The sequence below is a fragment of the Pseudoalteromonas sp. NFXS53 genome, from assembly GCF_056629255.1.
On the sequence record NZ_JBWVBR010000007.1, the window covers coordinates 48,733 to 65,371 of the forward strand.

Consider the following 16,639-nt stretch of genomic DNA (forward strand, 5'->3'; position numbering starts at 1 on the left):
GCGCATATTTGCGCTCTTTAAACTAAAAATTAGATAGGTGAACCTGGCGGCATTTTTAATGCTGCAAAGCCTTCAGGCCACTTTCCTGATTCTAAAAACGCCTTCACTTGACGTGCAAGGTCATGTCTAAATGCCGTGTCCTCACTGACATTGCTAAAGAGCGATCTTTGATCAAACTGTTTTGCTACGCGCATTAACTGAAAGCGCAACTGCGCTTGCACTTCTGGCTCAACTTTATCTGAACTTGCTAACTGGGCTAGTCGTGCCGCTGTTAAAAATTGCACGCGTTGAGTTAGTTTTTGTGCCATACCTGCTGCGCTATCCGCTTCAAAAACCTTGTTGTATAGCGTATTCATTAGGTCGCTCAAACCAAAGTTTTTACTGTCTCGCGCATAATGCTGAGATAAACGATTTAAGCGCTCAGCGTTTAACAGTAGTTTCAAGCTATGATTTGCTGCCACTTCCGGTAACGCCATGGCATCAAGGGCTAAGCCTGTTCGGCCATAAACACTTTCACGGGTTTTACGCTCACCATATGCTTTAGGCGGGATCAACGCTAAGATGCCCTCAGGTATCATCAACTGCTCTGCTTCAAGGGTTTTCAGCATCGCCGATAGAGCTTGTTGCTGCGTCGCTTTATCTACAATTTGCGCACCTTTAACAGCACGCTCGCTGCGTACTTCATAATCGTAATCAATACCTGCGATAAGCTTCACAGCCGACTCAACCTGGTAGCGATGGAATAAAAACAGGGGTACTAATTTCTCTTCTAACTGAGACAGTGCAACACCAGTTTTAATGTTATTAATACCAAATGTATTCAACGCTTGCTGACGAATATCGAGTACTCGCAGTAATTCTGCGGCTGGGTTTTCACCGTTATCCCATAAATGTGCGGTTGGATGACCGCCACCTTGCGGGCGCGCATCAGGGTCAGAAATAAACTCTAACCCCTTGTTGTGGTTTTCAGTGATGATATTGGCAAGCTCAGTCGCTTCGTCTTTACCGCTGAAATCACTGTAACCATATTTCACCGCTTGAATATCCCAATCACCCATCCCTTTGGCATAGCCTTTAGAAATATCTAATTGACCTTGTGCGTCAAAGCCAACCAGTGGGTGCGGATAATCCATCACAGATGCTCTGTTTTTAATAGACGCCGAGAAGTTATGCGCAATACCCAGCGTATGACCAATTTCGTGAGCACTCAGCTGGCGAATACGATCAAGGGCCATATTTTGTAAATGTGCGTTTACTTCGTCACCTTTCACGAAAGGCGCTGCCAACGCTTCTGCAATTAGAATATCTTGGCGCACACGTAATGAGCCTAATGTGACGTGACCTTTGATGATCTCACCAGTACGCGGGTCAATAATTGACGAGCCATACGACCAACCGCGTGTAGCTCTGTGCACCCACTGGATCACGTTGTAGCGTACATCCATAGGATCGGCATGTTCTGGTAAGATTTTCACTTGGAAGCCATTGCTATAGCCCGCCGCTTCAAAAGCTTGCTCCCACCAGCGTGCACCATCTAATAATGCAGTTCTAACTGGTTCAGGAACACCTGGGTCAAGGTAATACACAATCGGCTTAACCGCTTCGCTTTGCGCAGCCGTTGGATCTTTTTTCGCTAAACGATGACGAGGAATATAACGCACCAGCATAGACTCGCTCAGCGGTGCCGAATAGTCCTTGTGCTCAATACTCCAATATCCTGATTGCGCATGGAATTGGCGAGGCTGATACTCGTCATCAGGTAATTTAATGAGTGAGTGATGCTGGTGAACTGTCACTGCATATGGGTCTGCACTGACTTGACGAACATACTCACCTGGCTTGCTGCCTTTAAACGTTAAGACGGCTTCAAGCTCTGTGTTATCTACGAATGCTTTTGAGCGAGGCATAAATACCGCACTGCGCGAAGTATCTAGGCTAAAGCTACCCTGTTTACGATTTGCTAGTGTACGGCTCACACCATGCACATCTGATAACAGATAAGGTGTGTAATCAATCAAGACGCTGTCGTTATCTTCAGCAACAACTTTAAAGCCTTGCAAAATACTTGAAGCAAACGCCTCATTGATACTTTGCTTTTCAGCGGCGTTGTTCGAGCTCGCACGATAGTAAGTATTTAAGGCGCGAAGCATGATTTTGTCGCCAAAGCGTTCAAATTGCGCGATATGCGTACCGCCTAATTGGCCTCTATCTAGGCCGATATCATTCGACCCCACCCCGTACGGTAAACTAAACTGCAGCAAGAATGGCTGCTTGAATTTATCGACATCAAGGTAAATTTTGCCGCTTTGCGTGTCGGCATAGAAGGAATAATGACCCGGAAAATGATTAAACTTTTCAGTAAACTCATCAATAGACTTAATTGCGGCGTGCGCTTGGGTTATCATAGTGCCCAGCAAAGCTGAGAATATGACAGGTAAAAATCCAATTTTTCGCATAATCTTATCTTTGTTATTAGAGGTTTTAAGTGGTTGTCATTGTAACAGTATAATTTATCCAATCTGTTTAACAGCTATTTAAGACAAAATTCAGCGCGGCACGCAGCCCTCTCTCACACTATACTTGGCTGCGACCATAACGTTATCAGGACTATTTACTATGCGTAGACTTCCTCCGGTGTTAATTGAAGACGGTTGTTCTAGAGAGTTAGTTTCATTGATCCGCACTATCCTTGCGGCTTGTAAAGAAATTTCATTCCGTGTTGGCCAAGGCGCACTTTCTGGCGTATTAGGTTCAACATTAGACGAAAACATTCAAGGTGAAACTCAGAAGAAGCTTGATGTACTGTCTAACCAGCTTTTAAAAGACATCTTATTAGAGTCTGGCTATGTAAAAGCGATTGCATCTGAAGAAGAAGACTACACGGTGGCGGGCAACCCTGACGCTGATTTTATCGTCGCGTTTGACCCACTTGATGGCTCTTCAAACACCGACATCAACTCACTGGTTGGTACAATTTTCTCAATCATGGAAGCGCCTAAAGATTCAGATCCTGCGGATCCTGCTATCTTCATGCAACCAGGTCACAAGCAAGTTGCTGCAGGTTATGTACTATATGGCCCATCAACAACGCTTGCGCTTTCTACTGGTAAAGGCACACGTATTTTCACTCTTGATAAAACGCACGGCAGCTTCTTATTAACTGAAGACTTTGCGAAAATTCCAGAAGATACCAAAGAGTTCGCGATTAACGCTTCAAACCAGCGTCACTGGCAGCCTGCAATGAAAAACTACATTCAAGATTTGTTAGCTGGAGATACAGGTCCTCGCGGTAAAAACTTTAACATGCGCTGGATTGCAGCCATGGTCGGTGACGTGCACCGTGTACTATGCCGTGGTGGCTTATTCACTTACCCTGCTGACACCAAAAACCCAGAAAAACCTTATAAGCTTCGCTTAATGTACGAAGCAAACCCAATGGCAATGCTGGTCGAGCAAGCGGGCGGTTTAGCGCACACAGGTGAAGAGCGCATTATGGATATTCAACCAAATGACATCCACCAGCGTGTTGCGGTAATTCTTGGTTCTAAGAACGAAGTTGAAGCGTGTTTGGCTTATCACAAATAAGCTGGCTTCAAGTTTTACGTATTAAAAAAGCAGCTTCGGCTGCTTTTTTACTTTTTAACTCGCTTCCAGTTTCTAACTTTTAGCTTTTAGCTTTCAATAATTTGCTTAATTGCTGAATCTTTTCCATTGTAATCTCTCCCATCTGCTCAGGGTTACTTAAAGCATACAACACGCCTTCCACTTGTTGTGCATCTATGTCTTCTCGCATATCGAGTAACTGTGCCCACATTTCTAATTCATCCATGTCTAACTGCTTACTCAGTACTTTATCTAACACAGCTAAAACATCTTGATTGCTAACACTATAAACCACCTCTGATTGCGATACAGAGAGTAAGACTGAAAAAGCCTCTGAACGCTTTTCACTAAAGTGTACGATGGCTTTAACCGCCTCTAGGTGAGTCATGTTATTATTCACGCAAATTTCTCTTATTCGAATGTCTTCATGAACTGCTCGCAATGCCAGCAAACTCTAAAATGTAGTGCCGATACTGATTGCTGGTGTATGACACTGCCAAATATTCTACCTATTTCCGAGTCATCTGGCTGCGTTTGTCGCGCTTGTTTAATAAAAAATATTAGGGCCTACATCGAAAAGATAAAAAGCAAACCTATTAAGGAGCAGCTTGCGCTCGCAAGTCCTTATCAAAACGATACTAATTTTATTGAAGGCATTGATTACAATATGGAAAATGGCTTGCTCGTGATGAGTCGTTGGGCACATTTAAAACGCGGTAAGTGCTGTGGCAACGGCTGCCGCCATTGCCCTTATAAGTAACCAGAACTCAGGTTAAGTAGTCACTTATACTTCGCCTGTTTCTATGGGTAGGTTATTTTCGGCATTGCCCCACTCAGACCATGAGCCGTCGTACACGGCTAAATCTTGATAACCACATTCATCTGCGATCATAGCTAAAATACAGGCTGTTATGCCCGAGCCGCAACTAAATTGCAGTGACTTGCCTTCGGCATCCAAAGCTTTCAATCTTGCATGTAATTCAGAGATCGGTTTTAAGCATTTGTTGCCATCGAGCACACTCGCATAGTGCATACTTTTGCTGTTTGGAATATGCCCGGATATCATACCCGCTCTTGGTTCAGGCTCCTCGCCTGTAAAACGTTTATAGCTGCGCGCATCAAGCAATAAGGTGTTTGGATCGTCTATGGCATTGAGAACCGCTTGCTTATCAATAAAGTAACCCGCTCTTGGGTGCGCCACAAAATCACCTATAGTTTTAGCTTGGTTGTACTCAATCTGAGTAGGTAAGCCTAATTCAAGCCAACGCACTAAGCCACCATCTAGTACGTATACTTCGTCAAAGCCCATGCTTTTGAACATCCACCAAGCCCGTGCGGCACTGAAAAGGCCTTTGTCGTCATAAACAATCACAGTGTCAGTGTTATTTACACCTAGCTGGCGCATTTCTGCCTGAAACTGCTGTGCACCACACATGGTGCTAGAAAGCTTTGCATTAGGTTCACATAGCGCACCTTTGATATCAAATCGCTTAGCACCTTGGATAATCGCTTGAGGGCAATATGCCCCCTTTTCGCCGGCATAAACTATACCCGCATCGAAAATATGAACGCGCTCCAGGTTTTCATTTAACCACTCGCAAGACTTAATGTTTTTCATCCATACACTCCCAAAGCACCTATCAATCAGGCTATACTAGACGGCAATTTTCACAAGTACAATATAATCGCCATGGTTAAAGCTATTAAAAAAGAAGCTATTTCAGGCCCTATTTTAGCCGTACTACCAAAGTTTATTGGCGATGCAATCAATACTCTATCTGCTATCGAACTACTCAGAAAACTCTACCCTGATAATGAGATTTACCTATTAGCTAGGCCCTATATGGTTGAGCTTTTAGCACGTGATGAGTTTTATAATATCAAAGTGATTGCAGATGAACGTTATAATGAAGCCAAACTTTCGGTATTTGCACTTGCTAAAAAGTTAAAACAACATCAGTTCTCAATGGCGGTGCTATTTAGAGGGTCTTTCTCTGAAGCGCTGCTGGCTAAACTGGCAGGTATCAAAACCGTTATTGGCTATGCACAAAATGGCCGAAAACCCTTTCTTAGCCATTCATTAAGTTTAAATGTGAATCATCATTACTTACTCAGATATTGCCGTTTAATTAACGAAACACATGGTGACTATTTTGAGCAGTTTAATATTCCCAAATTAACTTATCGAAAGATTGAAAACACCATCCCGAATAACGGCAAGCCAAGTATTGGTTTGTACTTTGGTGGAAAAAACAAAGGTGCGCGCCACTACCCAGTCGAACAAGCAAAACAAGTGATTGCTTTACTGAATGAAAAGTACTTGCCTAATTTAATTCTAATTGGTGATAAGTCGGAACAAGCTGACAATCTAAAACTGCTCGAATACGCAAGCAATTTAAATGTAGCCTGCACAGATTTAACGGGGAAAACGTCATTAACTGAATTAGTCGACCATATTGCTGCGTTCGATTTACTCATTAGCATAGATTCTGGCCCAATGCATATGGCTGCGGCAGTGCAAACGCCTTGCGTTGCCATTGTTGGGCAAGGCACGAGTCCATGGTCTTTAGTCGTGCCTAAAACCCCTAATGTTGTCGCAGCAACGGCTGAGCACAGCCTTAGACTAAACGAAAACCTGCTCGTAACAGATATTTCAGCACAGCAAATTGTCGAAATTAGCCTAGCTTTAATTCAGCCTAAAGCACCTTACATAGATGAAGCCACATTGCTATTATCTAAACACAATAATAAATAAGAAAGTAAATTATGCAGCCTCCTATTTTTATCATCAACATGGCCAGTAGCATCGAAAGATGGCATACCACCTCATCTCGATTACAAGCCATTGGTTTAGAAGGCACTCGCTTCGAAGCCACTGTCGGTAAAGCTCTCTCAGAGCAAGAAGTCGCTTCTTGGTACAGTGCAGAGCTAAACTTAAAACGCCATCATAGAAATATGACACCGGGTGAAATTGGTTGCTACATTAGTCATATGCGTATTTGGGAAAAAATGCGCGATGAGCAAATCCCTTTTTGCATCGTGCTAGAAGACGATCTTAAAATCGAACCACATCTCGTCGATGTTATTGAACAAATCGGTAAACTAAGAAATTGGGATTTAGTGAAACTGTCTGATAATTGTGCAAATCCATTTATTGATGAAGTAAAACTTAGTGATACATTAACACTAGGTAACTATTTAAAAGTACCTAACTGCACTCATGGTTACGCTATTAGTCTTGATGGTGCGAACAAACTACTGAAGAGAAGACCCTTTTTTAGAGCGGTTGATGTAGACATTCAATTTCATAGCGAAGTGGCTTTAAACATTACCGGCGTTAAGCCCTATCCTATTGATGAAGATTTATCATTTGTTAGTGATATTGCAACCAGCAATAATGGCCGACATTCAAATAGAAGTACTTTTTGGCGAAACTTCCGCCATCGCAAAGACATGTATTTTCAGCGCAAGAAAATTTCAGCCGACCTGTCTAAAATCACCCAAAAATAAAAAACGAGCCCTCGGCTCGTTTTTTATTTTAATCATCACTCAATAAATTTAACCCGCCTGATGATAATTCCCAAGCCAGTTTAAAAAATCTGTCGCTTGTAATGGCTTACTTAAATAATACCCTTGTGCATAATCACACTGCATTTGATCGAGTAGGTTCAGAGAGACTAGGTTTTCAACTCCTTCAGCAACCACAGAAAAACCTAATTGATGACCAAGCGTAATTGTTGACTGTACGATATGCTGATCTTGCTGCGATTCATCAAGTTTTAAGATAAATACTTTGTCTAATTTTAACTCATCAATAGGCAGCATTTTTAAGCGTCCGAGAGATGTTTGGCCAACCCCGTAATCGTCCAGAGAAATCATTACTCCCAACGCTTTTAAAGCCTTGAGCGCAGCAATACCTTTCTCTTCATTTTCGATCATATCTCGTTCAGTGAGCTCTATAGTGACAAGCGCTGGAGGTACTTTAAAGTTGGCTAACTGCGCTTTCAAGTGTGGGAAAAAGTCATCATGAGCAATATCTTGAGCCGACACATTAATGGCCGCTTTCATACTTAACCCTTGCTGCTGCCACAAAGCCACCTGCTTAACCACTGTGGTAACAACCCACTGAGTTAAATCGACAATCAACCCTGACTGCTCAGCTAAATCAATGAATAGCTCAGGAGAAACCCATTGTCCGTCCGGCTTGTGCCAACGGATCAACGCTTCAACCTTATCAATTTGGTTCGTTTTTAAATTTAACTTGGGCTGGTACGCCATAAATAGCTGACCATCATCTTTAATCAGCGCTTGCTTTAATTCATCGATGAGTTTCAGCCGCGCCAGGTGCTCTTCATCTTCACCATCTTGGTAGTAGTAAATTTCATGACTATCTTGCGCTGCTGTGTCGACCGCGATTAAAGCTCTACGGACCAGATCTTCAGGATTGTCAGCCTGATCCGGATAAATCACCACACCCATACTAAAGCGCAGTGAGATATCTAAGTTACGGATCATATAGCTTTTCACTAACGCTTTATTTAGCTTAGCGACACAAGCTTCAACGGTACTGCCCTCGGTAGGCTCCATAACTACTAAAAACTCATCGCCACCTATACGTGCGTGTAAACCATTAGAGTCTTTAGTAACTTCTTCTATTCGTTTAGCAACCGCGCGAATACAATCATCACCTACTCTTGGGCCTAGCTTGTCATTGATGTGGCGTAAACCACGAATATCAATCGCGATTAAATATAAGGTAGGGTTGCTTGTTAATTTCTTTGCAAGACGCTCTAAGGCCGCAGAGCGATTATAAAAGCCCGTTAAATGGTCGTGCTGAGCTTGAAAGCGAATTTGCTTCTCACGAGCTTGAATGTCTTCACCCATTTCTTGGAAAGCATCTACTAGCTCACAGATTTCTTTACTTGGGCTGTGGTCCGTTAAACCCGCACTATAGTCCCCTTTTGAGAAGCGCTTTGCCATCTCAGTCAAATGCTGAAGTGGGGTCGTCAAATTATTTGCTAAGAAGCCGCTGGTTAAGAAACCAAGCACTATAGTACCGCACGACAATAAAATAATGCTCAACACTAGCTGATCAAATTCGTCGTATTGCTCTGTTAGGTTTGCACTGAGGATAACGCTAATTGGATTGCTCGATAAAGCAGGTAAAGGTACTTCAGCACTTATAAAAACAGGGTAATCAGACAGCCAGCGTGTTGTTGTCTGCCCGTGAATGAAGGCTAGAAGATCGCTTTGCGCATCTGGTAGTTCTATTGAGCTGGCTTTAAGACCCGTAGCGTGAGAAATGAAGCTCATCTCAACACCAGTTAATTCCTTTAGCTCTTGTGCAATATTCTCGTTAACGGCAAAACCCACCACACTCAATGCGATGGTTCGCGGTGCTTTAACTGGTAAAATAATGGCTTGGTAAAGTTGATTGTCAATCACTATAAAGGTCGACTCTTTACCATTGCCAAGCAATTGCTTCATGAGTTGCTGACTGTTTTTAGGTAGCACCAACCCTTCTTTGTTAGACGCAATAACATTACCTTTTAGGTCCATCAATAACATCAGATCTGCATCGATACGGTTACTATGATTAAACAATGCACTTTGAATGGTGTCTTGATCGCGACTCGCTACAGCTTGCTTAAAGCCAAAGTCTGCAGTGAGTACTGTAGAAGCGGTCACTAACAGGCGCTCTTTGGCTTTTAAATATTGCTGATAAACATTCTGCGCAACTTTAATGCCTTGCTGCACTTGCTTATCGTTATATTGATTTGTCGACCACCAAAAGCTTGCTAAGCTTGTGATTGCCGTAAGCAATACAAGCCCGACACACAGTAAAATAATACGTTGTTTTAAAGTGGTGCTCATGATGTTCCTTTTGCACGCTGCTTACTAAACATAGTCACAACAATTTACGCAGTAAAATTAGAATTCAGAGATGGTTATGAATATAGACCAATATTGCCCTAAATTCATTGACCGAGATCTTAGTAAAGATAAAGGGATAACCTTGTTAATTGCAAGGATTTTGAGAATAAAGCCTGATAATACAAGTTTTTAGTATTATCAGGCTGAAAATTTAATAGCTTTAGGTATGACCTATTAAATCACTTTAGCGAACACACTAGTCAATTAGACCATACTCGCTATCAAGAATAGCAATCACTTCTGAACGCGGATCCGCAGGAATTGTTAACTCTTTACCAACAATCTTACTCGCGATACCTACATAAGTGTCTGATACTGACATCATCACATCTACGGGTAGCTTGTAATCTTGTGCTAGTTGCTCACGCTCAGGCATTCTGTCTTTGTTAAGCAGTACATCGCTGTCTGGTACATTATTGATCAGTAATTGACGGAAACCTTCTTTCGAGTTTTCAATTACTTTGCCATCACGGAATGCAGGACCATCCCAGATACGAGATGAATCAGGCGTACCCACTTCATCAATGTAGATAAGCTGCTCAGTGCCATCTGTTTGCTCAACGTAACCAAACTCAAACTTGGTATCGACAAAGATCTGATCAAGCTCAGCAAGTTCTTTGCTGATTAATGCAAAACCTTCTGTTAAAAGCTTTTCGTACTGAGCCACATCAGCTTCTGATTTGAAGTTAAATGCCGCTAGGTTATCTGTGATGTTTTTACGCGTGATGTTTACATCATCCACTGGTGGTACTTCTGGTACGTCAGTGATAATGCCTTTAGTAGACGGGGTAATAAGTACTTCGTCTAACTTCTGGTTAGCTTCTAGGCCTTCTGGTAACTCAATACCACAGAAGTTACGTACGCCTTTGCTGTAATCACGCCACATGCTGCCAGTAATGTACTGACGCGCAATCGCTTCAACACGCACTGTGCTTGCTTTACGCACGATCCACACATAAGGGTGTGGAATGTCTACAATGTGGTTGCCCGCAAGACCTGCTTGATCGAATAACTTAAACCAGTGTGATGCCACGCTGTTTAGTGCAATACCCTTACCTGGTACGCCATTTAAGCCATTTTCGCCCTGCCAAATGCAGTCAAACGCAGAAATACGATCAGAAATTACCATGATCGCCAGCTCCGTACCTTTAGGTACATCGTAGCCTTTTTCTTCGATTAAACGCGCACTGTCTTCGTCGGTTAACCAATAAACTGAACGAACTTTACCACTGTGAACGGCACCTTTTGTGCGGATCGGTAGATCATCATTCACTTCTAAAACTTTGTAGCTACTCATTATTACTCCAAGGCCGGATGCACCTTGCTAAGGGGTGCAAAAAATATGAGGGGGTTAGAAGTGCATATAATAATCGCAAGACCCTTAAATCACAAACTAAACCCGAACTCTTATGTTGCTAAATGTGGGGTTTATCGTTGAATTTTGGTAATTAAACCGAGCAGAGTTTAGCCGATGAGAAAACTGTTATACCATCACAGTGTTTTTAGTTTATTGAGCCCATTATGATTGAGATAAACAACCTCGTATTTAGCTGGCCTAAACATCCCACACCCACGCTAGATATTGCTGAGTTAACAATTAGCCAAGGCGAACGGATATTTTTACACGGCCCAAGTGGCAGTGGTAAATCGACTCTGCTCGGATTATTAGCGGGGATTAATGCCATTCAAGCGGGCGATATTAAAATTTTAGATACGCAAATGCGTCAACTCTCAGCTGCAAAACGAGATCAATTTAGGGCCGACCATATAGGTACGATTTTTCAAAACTTTAATCTGCTGCCATTTCTAGACCCAATTGAAAACGTCATGCTTGGCTGCCAATACTCTAAAATGCGAAAAAGCAAACTCACTCAATCTTTACAGCAAAGTGCTATTAGCTTGCTAGAAAGTTTAGGGATAGACCACACCCTACAAGCCAAGTCGGTCAGTGAATTAAGTATCGGTCAGCAACAGCGAGTGGCTGCTGCACGGGCATTTATTGGTCAGCCAGAGCTTATCATTGCCGATGAACCGACCTCGGCGCTTGATGCCGACAGCCGAGAAGCCTTTATCGAAACCTTGTTTAGCCAAGCAGAAAAATACCAAGCCACCATTTTATTTGTCAGTCACGACCACAGCTTAGCGCAGCTATTCGATAGAAAAGTGAGTTTGAATGAGATCAACGGAGCGGCACAATGAACTTAGCATCTCTGGCTTTCAAAAGTAGTTGGAATCGTAAATCGAGCGTACTACTCACTTTGTTCACCATTGCCATCAGTGTAATGCTGCTACTCTCGATTGAGCGAGTGAGACAAGAAGCAAAAAACAGCTTTGCCAATACTATTTCTGGTACAGATTTGATCGTCGGTGCACGCACGGGCGACATCCAGCTGTTGCTCTCAAGTGTCTTTCGTATAGGCCATGCCAATAATGCCGTGCAGTGGCAAAGTTATGAGTATATTAAACAGCAACGTGGTGTGGCATGGACCATCCCGATAAGTCTTGGCGACAGTCACAAAGGACATGCGGTATTAGGCACAGATAGCAGCTACTTCACCCATTTCCGTTACGGGAAAAAGCAAATGCTGGCGTTTGCACATGGCCGCGCATTTCATAATGGTCGAGAAGTGGTTCTGGGTAGCGATGTGGCGAAAAAGCTCAACTATCATCTCGGAGAACAAATCGTGATCTCTCATGGTATGGGTAACACCAGCTTTCATCATCATGATGATAACCCAATGACCATAGTCGGTATTTTAAAACCGACCGGCACGCCTGTTGATCGCACCGTGCATGTGCCACTCATCGCCATTGCTGAAATGCATGGCTCCGGTCATAACAAATCGCCACGCATGATTGGTAAGGCCATTAACAAACCAACAAACGAAGCAGTGCATTCTCATGATGAGCATAAAGATGAAGATCATCACTCACATGACGACCATGAGCATGACGAGCATAGTCATGGCGAGCATAGTCATGGCGAGCATGAGCATAAAACCCACCAACTTGTTGAGAGTGAACCGGGCGATTTAATTGGTGAGCCAAAGCAAATCACTGCGTTTCTAATGGGTTTTGATTCACCTCTTTATACTTTGCAAGTTCGTCGCAATATCAACCAATACCAAGGTGAGCCACTGCTGGCCATTATGCCCGGCGTCACCTTACGAGAACTCTGGGGCATGTTAGATATTGTCGAAAAGATCTTACTGCTGTTTTCAATTGTGGTGGTCATCATCAGCTTGCTCGGTATGCTGACAACTTTACTCGCGACGCTCAATCAAAGACGTCGTGAGCTGGCCATTCTGCGCTCTGTCGGCGCACGCCCTTGGCATATTTTCAGTTTGCTGACCAGTGAAGCTGTGCTCATCACACTACTCGGTTGCTTGCTCGGAACGGCATTATTCTTTGTGGCAATCTTACTAGCGCAACCTGTGTTACAGGCACAGTTTGGTATTAGCTTGTCGCTTTCTATGCTCAGCAGCTATGAAGTTAAGCTATTGAGCGCTATTATGCTGGCTGGCACTGTGATGGGGATCTTCCCTGCACTGCGCGCCTATTATTATTCACTCAGCGACGGCATGAGTATTAAAGTTTAAAAGGTTATCTTAAGTATGAAATTATTTTCACTCTGCTTTGCTTTGTGCTTTAGCGCACTGAGTTTTGCCCAAGCACCGAAAGAAATTTTTTGGGAAGACTTAATCCCACAAGGTCATGTGCAAATTAGCAATCAAGACGCAGCCAGTCATGATGGCGCAGACCAAAACTGGGTGCAACCGGATTTAGATGCACCAGTAGTGAAAGCATTGGACGGTCAGTCGGTGAGTTTACCGGGTTTTGTAGTACCCCTTGAAGGTGACAGCGAAGTGATCACTGAGTTTTTATTAGTACCATATTTTGGCGCATGTATTCACGTGCCACCCCCACCGCCAAATCAGATCGTCCATGTAAAAATCAAAAACGGTGTACCAATCGAAAGTTTATACGATGCAATCACAGTCACTGGGATTATCAAAGTCGAAACTTGGAGTGGCGAATTAGCGCAAACCGGTTACACCATGCAAGCAGTGGGTGTTGCCCCTTTTGAGCTTTAAACATTTTGAAGATAAATCTATATGAATAAAGGCCACAGATGTGGCCTTTATTTTTAAGTACAACGTTGCTAGTAGGTAATTTTCAGTTCTATTAAAAAACATCCAACAACTTCTCCAAATCAGCTATTGTTCGAAAATTCATTAGCGCCTTTTGTATTACAAAATACTTAGCTATCACTGTTTGAGATTCAACCGAAACTGATGGTAGAGTAAGCACATCTATTTATTCAAGGACTTGAAGTTTAATAGTTCATTATGAAGTTATCGACTCTGTTAATATCGCTTTCTGTGCTAACACTTTGCGCGTGTAATGCCAATACACCTAAACCTATCGACTCAGCAACATCAAATTTTCCCATCATTAACGAAGGGGTAGCTTTTATTAGCGATGGCAAGATTAAAAGTACACGCTGTGCTGGCTATACCATTTACGATGGTCGTGACCATGGTATTGAAAGAGCAAATGCCGATGCGGCCGCGGCAGCAATTGCAGCCATAAAAACCGAGGTATTAAGCCAATACAGCGCACATACACAATGTAAAAGAGATCAAAGTGATACACAGTGCGCAACGCATAACTCTATGGTCGAGAAGCTTGTTTCTCATAACTTTTTACAAGAAATTCAGCAAATCATAATTGATAAACCTAACCAAGTTGTTTGCGTGACCCTCATAGGTAAGGGGGGAGTCGTAGACGAAACAATACTAAGGCTACCGCAACAACACACTCAGGCACAAAAAGCAGCTTCTGTAAAAATAGCTATACCTGAAGCTTCACCTATTGAAAAACAGCAGCCTAAACCTCTAAACAAAAACTCGCGTAAAATCAGTACAGATAGCAACTTACTCATTAATGGCGACTTTAAATCTCACTACTCTAATGGTTGGACACTGCTCGAAGGCAAAATAAAAGGCATAAAGAAAATCAAAGCCACACCGCACGGCTTAGTGTTGAGTTATAGAGGAAAAAGCGCGGCAAATACTCAATGGGCCATTAGTCAAACAGTCCCCGTTTTAAATAATCAACATTATGTATTTAGTAGCCAAGTTAACCTACAAGATAAGCTGACCAGTCCTTTCTCTGCCATCAAACTCAATATGCTTGACCAGCAAAATAAAGTGATTTACTCAAAAGTATGGACATCAGATGAGTATTACAAAGCCACGCATCCACATGACGTTGAGCTACTAACTGAAAACCAAGCCGCAAGTTTAAAAGTGAATTTACAAAAGTTGTGGCGAACCAAGTTATCACAACAACAAATTCAACATATTCAAATTGTCTTTGATGTCAGCCCACCAGCGCAAGAGCGATGCCTAGGTTGCCAAATGACCATCAAACACGTTCAAATTAAACGACTTTAACAAGGAACAAATATAATGCGTAAGTTATTACTTTTAGCGACTCTGGCAGGAATGGGGTTTGGTGCCCAAGCTGCGGAGGTAAAATTAAACTGGGTTCATAAACAAAAAGTCATTGATGAAAGTTGTTATGATAAAGGCACTAGAAGCAAATACTTTGCAGGTAATAGGTGTTCATCTGGTGCATTCATATTTAAAAAAGCAAGAGTGGTAAGAGATAAACTCGAGTTTGATATTATTGCTCATAACGATAATAAAAAGCGCTACTATCAATGTATATATATTACTTCTACTGACCACCATGTGTATATGGATGATGACTTAGCAAATGAATACAAGAATTTAAAAGTCAAATTCCCAAACGGGCAAAGTAACAAGCTTTCTCCTAACCAAAGAAAGAAAATTACCCTATCCATACCCAAGCCAAACAATGACGCAACCTCGGTGAATGTTCACTTTGGGTTACGCTTTCATTTTGTAGACTCCGCAGATAAATGCGATAACCCTATTGGTAATTTTGGCATTAACTTCAATAAACTAGATTGGGATATCACCGAACTACTAGGCAGCTAGCCTGAATCAAAAAGGCCACCGATGTGGCCTTTATTTTTAAGCTATGAAATTGCTTCTACCACTTTTTCACAAAGTTGGTGCGTTAATAAAGCTTGCTGTAATTCAATATTATCAGCTTTGTTGAGCGCTATTGCGTTTAACCAAGCCGTTAACATGTCATCAAAACCACGCTTATACAAAGTTGTCTGCCAATCATCAAAGTCACGATTGAAACTGGCGCCATCTTGCATCAATACAGCCTCAGTTAAAGAATTGATACGCCATTTTTGATGAATACCCGTTATCTCAATAACTTCTTCTGTTTTACCATTGTATCTATCCATTGAGCCCTGAAATAATCGCCCCTGATGGGTGAATTGAATATGCACAGCAACTATGTCACCTTCCGATGTTTTTTGAAAAAAAACTTGCCAATCATTTAAATCAGAGAAACTTTTAACACCAGCATAAAAACACAACCCATCAATCACATGGATAAAGTCATCAAACACAAAACTACGAGCTGGAGCACTCAAGTTATGGCGATTCTTTTGCCAACGTAAATGCCTTATTGGCTCTATCGTGGCTGCTGTTAATTTAGGTGCAAAACGGCGATTAAAACCTAAGAATAAGGGCACATCTTGCTGTTTTGCTAATGCTATAAGCTCTTCAGCTTGCTCTAGGTTATCAGCTAAAGGTTTATCCACAAACGTGGCTATGTTGGCCTCTAAGGCCTGTTTAGCCATTTCAAAATGCGCACTCGTATGACTATGAATCATAACTGCATCAGGTTTACTGGCTAACAACTGCTGATAATCTGTAAAGCCTTGCTCTACACGATATTTAGACTGTAGCTCTGACAATGTTTCTTGATTTCTAGTACACAGAATGGGAGTAATATCTTGATGTTGAGTGACGATAGGCAAATATGCTTTTTGAGCAATATCACCCAACCCAACCATGGCAATAGACAATCGACGCATAACAACTCCAATACATCAAATGTGAAAAAGCTAAACATCATATCACTATGTTTAGCTTTAAAGTATTAGACCTAGGTGGATAAAATAATTCGTTAACTTTAATAAAATCAG

At 42.2% G+C, this 16,639-nt stretch carries 15 protein-coding genes; 9 read left to right on the forward strand and 6 right to left on the reverse strand.

The window, feature by feature from the left end:
* Nucleotides 1–29: 29 nt before the first annotated feature.
* Nucleotides 30–2,456: a zinc-dependent metalloprotease gene (locus AC1HJP_RS09400; RefSeq protein WP_480361576.1), complete on the reverse strand. Its 2,427-nt coding sequence runs from the start codon at nucleotides 2,454–2,456 to the stop codon at nucleotides 30–32.
* Between the two features lie 160 nt (nucleotides 2,457–2,616).
* Here AC1HJP_RS09400 and AC1HJP_RS09405 point away from each other — a divergent pair, with 160 nt between their 5' ends.
* Nucleotides 2,617–3,585 carry a class 1 fructose-bisphosphatase gene (locus AC1HJP_RS09405; protein ID WP_138560505.1) on the forward strand — a complete coding sequence of 323 codons (969 nt, stop codon included), beginning with the start codon at nucleotides 2,617–2,619 and terminating at the stop codon, nucleotides 3,583–3,585.
* Nucleotides 3,586–3,664: 79 nt separating this feature from the next.
* Here the strand turns inward: AC1HJP_RS09405 and AC1HJP_RS09410 are convergent, their stop codons facing one another.
* Nucleotides 3,665–4,003 carry a hypothetical protein gene (locus AC1HJP_RS09410; RefSeq protein WP_480361577.1) on the reverse strand — a complete coding sequence of 113 codons (339 nt, stop codon included), beginning with the start codon at nucleotides 4,001–4,003 and terminating at the stop codon, nucleotides 3,665–3,667.
* Nucleotides 4,004–4,030: 27 nt separating this feature from the next.
* Here AC1HJP_RS09410 and AC1HJP_RS09415 point away from each other — a divergent pair, with 27 nt between their 5' ends.
* The gene (locus tag AC1HJP_RS09415; protein WP_480361578.1) at nucleotides 4,031–4,363 is read left to right on the forward strand and encodes a C1orf53 family protein; all 333 of its coding nucleotides are present in this window, start codon (nucleotides 4,031–4,033) and stop codon (nucleotides 4,361–4,363) included.
* A gap of 24 nt (nucleotides 4,364–4,387) precedes the next feature.
* Here AC1HJP_RS09415 and AC1HJP_RS09420 read toward each other — a convergent pair whose 3' ends face one another.
* Entirely contained in the window at nucleotides 4,388–5,221 is an 834-nt protein-coding gene (locus AC1HJP_RS09420; protein WP_480361579.1) for a sulfurtransferase, read from the reverse strand.
* Between the two features lie 72 nt (nucleotides 5,222–5,293).
* On the opposite strand from AC1HJP_RS09420, the gene AC1HJP_RS09425 reads away from it, so the two are divergent.
* Nucleotides 5,294–6,358, forward strand: a complete 1,065-nt coding sequence (locus AC1HJP_RS09425) for a glycosyltransferase family 9 protein (protein ID WP_480361580.1) — start codon at nucleotides 5,294–5,296, stop codon at nucleotides 6,356–6,358.
* 11 nt (nucleotides 6,359–6,369) lie between these two features.
* Nucleotides 6,370–7,113: a glycosyltransferase family 25 protein gene (locus tag AC1HJP_RS09430; protein WP_480361581.1), complete on the forward strand. Its 744-nt coding sequence runs from the start codon at nucleotides 6,370–6,372 to the stop codon at nucleotides 7,111–7,113.
* Between the two features lie 48 nt (nucleotides 7,114–7,161).
* Here AC1HJP_RS09430 and AC1HJP_RS09435 read toward each other — a convergent pair whose 3' ends face one another.
* Complete coding sequence (locus AC1HJP_RS09435; RefSeq protein WP_480361582.1) at nucleotides 7,162–9,477, reverse strand: bifunctional diguanylate cyclase/phosphodiesterase; 2,316 nt, start codon at nucleotides 9,475–9,477, stop codon at nucleotides 7,162–7,164.
* Nucleotides 9,478–9,733: 256 nt separating this feature from the next.
* Nucleotides 9,734–10,834, reverse strand: coding sequence for a phosphoribosylaminoimidazolesuccinocarboxamide synthase (locus AC1HJP_RS09440; RefSeq protein WP_480361583.1), 1,101 nt, complete (start codon nucleotides 10,832–10,834; stop codon nucleotides 9,734–9,736).
* Between the two features lie 224 nt (nucleotides 10,835–11,058).
* On the opposite strand from AC1HJP_RS09440, the gene AC1HJP_RS09445 reads away from it, so the two are divergent.
* The 5 genes from AC1HJP_RS09445 (at nucleotide 11,059) to AC1HJP_RS09465 (ending at nucleotide 15,566) form a co-directional block, all read left to right on the forward strand.
* Entirely contained in the window at nucleotides 11,059–11,736 is a 678-nt protein-coding gene (locus tag AC1HJP_RS09445; RefSeq protein ID WP_480361584.1) for an ABC transporter ATP-binding protein, read from the forward strand.
* Nucleotides 11,733–13,136, forward strand: a complete 1,404-nt coding sequence (locus tag AC1HJP_RS09450) for an ABC transporter permease (protein WP_480361585.1) — start codon at nucleotides 11,733–11,735, stop codon at nucleotides 13,134–13,136. The genes AC1HJP_RS09445 and AC1HJP_RS09450 overlap by 4 nt, the downstream gene beginning before the upstream one ends.
* A 15-nt stretch (nucleotides 13,137–13,151) precedes the next feature.
* Nucleotides 13,152–13,631, forward strand: a complete 480-nt coding sequence (locus AC1HJP_RS09455; protein WP_138628404.1) for a DUF3299 domain-containing protein — start codon at nucleotides 13,152–13,154, stop codon at nucleotides 13,629–13,631.
* Between the two features lie 255 nt (nucleotides 13,632–13,886).
* Entirely contained in the window at nucleotides 13,887–14,996 is a 1,110-nt protein-coding gene (locus tag AC1HJP_RS09460) for a hypothetical protein (protein ID WP_480361586.1), read from the forward strand.
* A gap of 15 nt (nucleotides 14,997–15,011) precedes the next feature.
* Nucleotides 15,012–15,566, forward strand: coding sequence for a hypothetical protein (locus AC1HJP_RS09465; RefSeq protein ID WP_480361587.1), 555 nt, complete (start codon nucleotides 15,012–15,014; stop codon nucleotides 15,564–15,566).
* Between the two features lie 41 nt (nucleotides 15,567–15,607).
* On the opposite strand, the gene AC1HJP_RS09470 is transcribed toward AC1HJP_RS09465, so the two are convergent.
* The gene (locus tag AC1HJP_RS09470; RefSeq protein WP_480361588.1) at nucleotides 15,608–16,528 is read right to left on the reverse strand and encodes a Gfo/Idh/MocA family protein; all 921 of its coding nucleotides are present in this window, start codon (nucleotides 16,526–16,528) and stop codon (nucleotides 15,608–15,610) included.
* Between the last annotated feature and the right edge of the window lie 111 nt (nucleotides 16,529–16,639).

Coding starts and splice junctions, on each gene's coding strand:
- AC1HJP_RS09405 (WP_138560505.1), top strand. CDS start 2,617: ATGCGTAGACTTCCTCCGGTGTTAATTGAAGACGGTTGTTCTAGAGAG.
- AC1HJP_RS09430 (WP_480361581.1), top strand. CDS start 6,370: ATGCAGCCTCCTATTTTTATCATCAACATGGCCAGTAGCATCGAAAGA.
- AC1HJP_RS09435 (WP_480361582.1), bottom strand. CDS start 9,477: ATGAGCACCACTTTAAAACAACGTATTATTTTACTGTGTGTCGGGCTT.
- AC1HJP_RS09460 (WP_480361586.1), top strand. CDS start 13,887: ATGAAGTTATCGACTCTGTTAATATCGCTTTCTGTGCTAACACTTTGC.
- AC1HJP_RS09420 (WP_480361579.1), bottom strand. CDS start 5,221: ATGAAAAACATTAAGTCTTGCGAGTGGTTAAATGAAAACCTGGAGCGC.
- AC1HJP_RS09450 (WP_480361585.1), top strand. CDS start 11,733: ATGAACTTAGCATCTCTGGCTTTCAAAAGTAGTTGGAATCGTAAATCG.
- AC1HJP_RS09465 (WP_480361587.1), top strand. CDS start 15,012: ATGCGTAAGTTATTACTTTTAGCGACTCTGGCAGGAATGGGGTTTGGT.
- AC1HJP_RS09400 (WP_480361576.1), bottom strand. CDS start 2,456: ATGCGAAAAATTGGATTTTTACCTGTCATATTCTCAGCTTTGCTGGGC.
- AC1HJP_RS09470 (WP_480361588.1), bottom strand. CDS start 16,528: ATGCGTCGATTGTCTATTGCCATGGTTGGGTTGGGTGATATTGCTCAA.
- AC1HJP_RS09440 (WP_480361583.1), bottom strand. CDS start 10,834: ATGAGTAGCTACAAAGTTTTAGAAGTGAATGATGATCTACCGATCCGC.
- AC1HJP_RS09455 (WP_138628404.1), top strand. CDS start 13,152: ATGAAATTATTTTCACTCTGCTTTGCTTTGTGCTTTAGCGCACTGAGT.
- AC1HJP_RS09425 (WP_480361580.1), top strand. CDS start 5,294: ATGGTTAAAGCTATTAAAAAAGAAGCTATTTCAGGCCCTATTTTAGCC.
- AC1HJP_RS09445 (WP_480361584.1), top strand. CDS start 11,059: ATGATTGAGATAAACAACCTCGTATTTAGCTGGCCTAAACATCCCACA.
- AC1HJP_RS09415 (WP_480361578.1), top strand. CDS start 4,031: ATGAACTGCTCGCAATGCCAGCAAACTCTAAAATGTAGTGCCGATACT.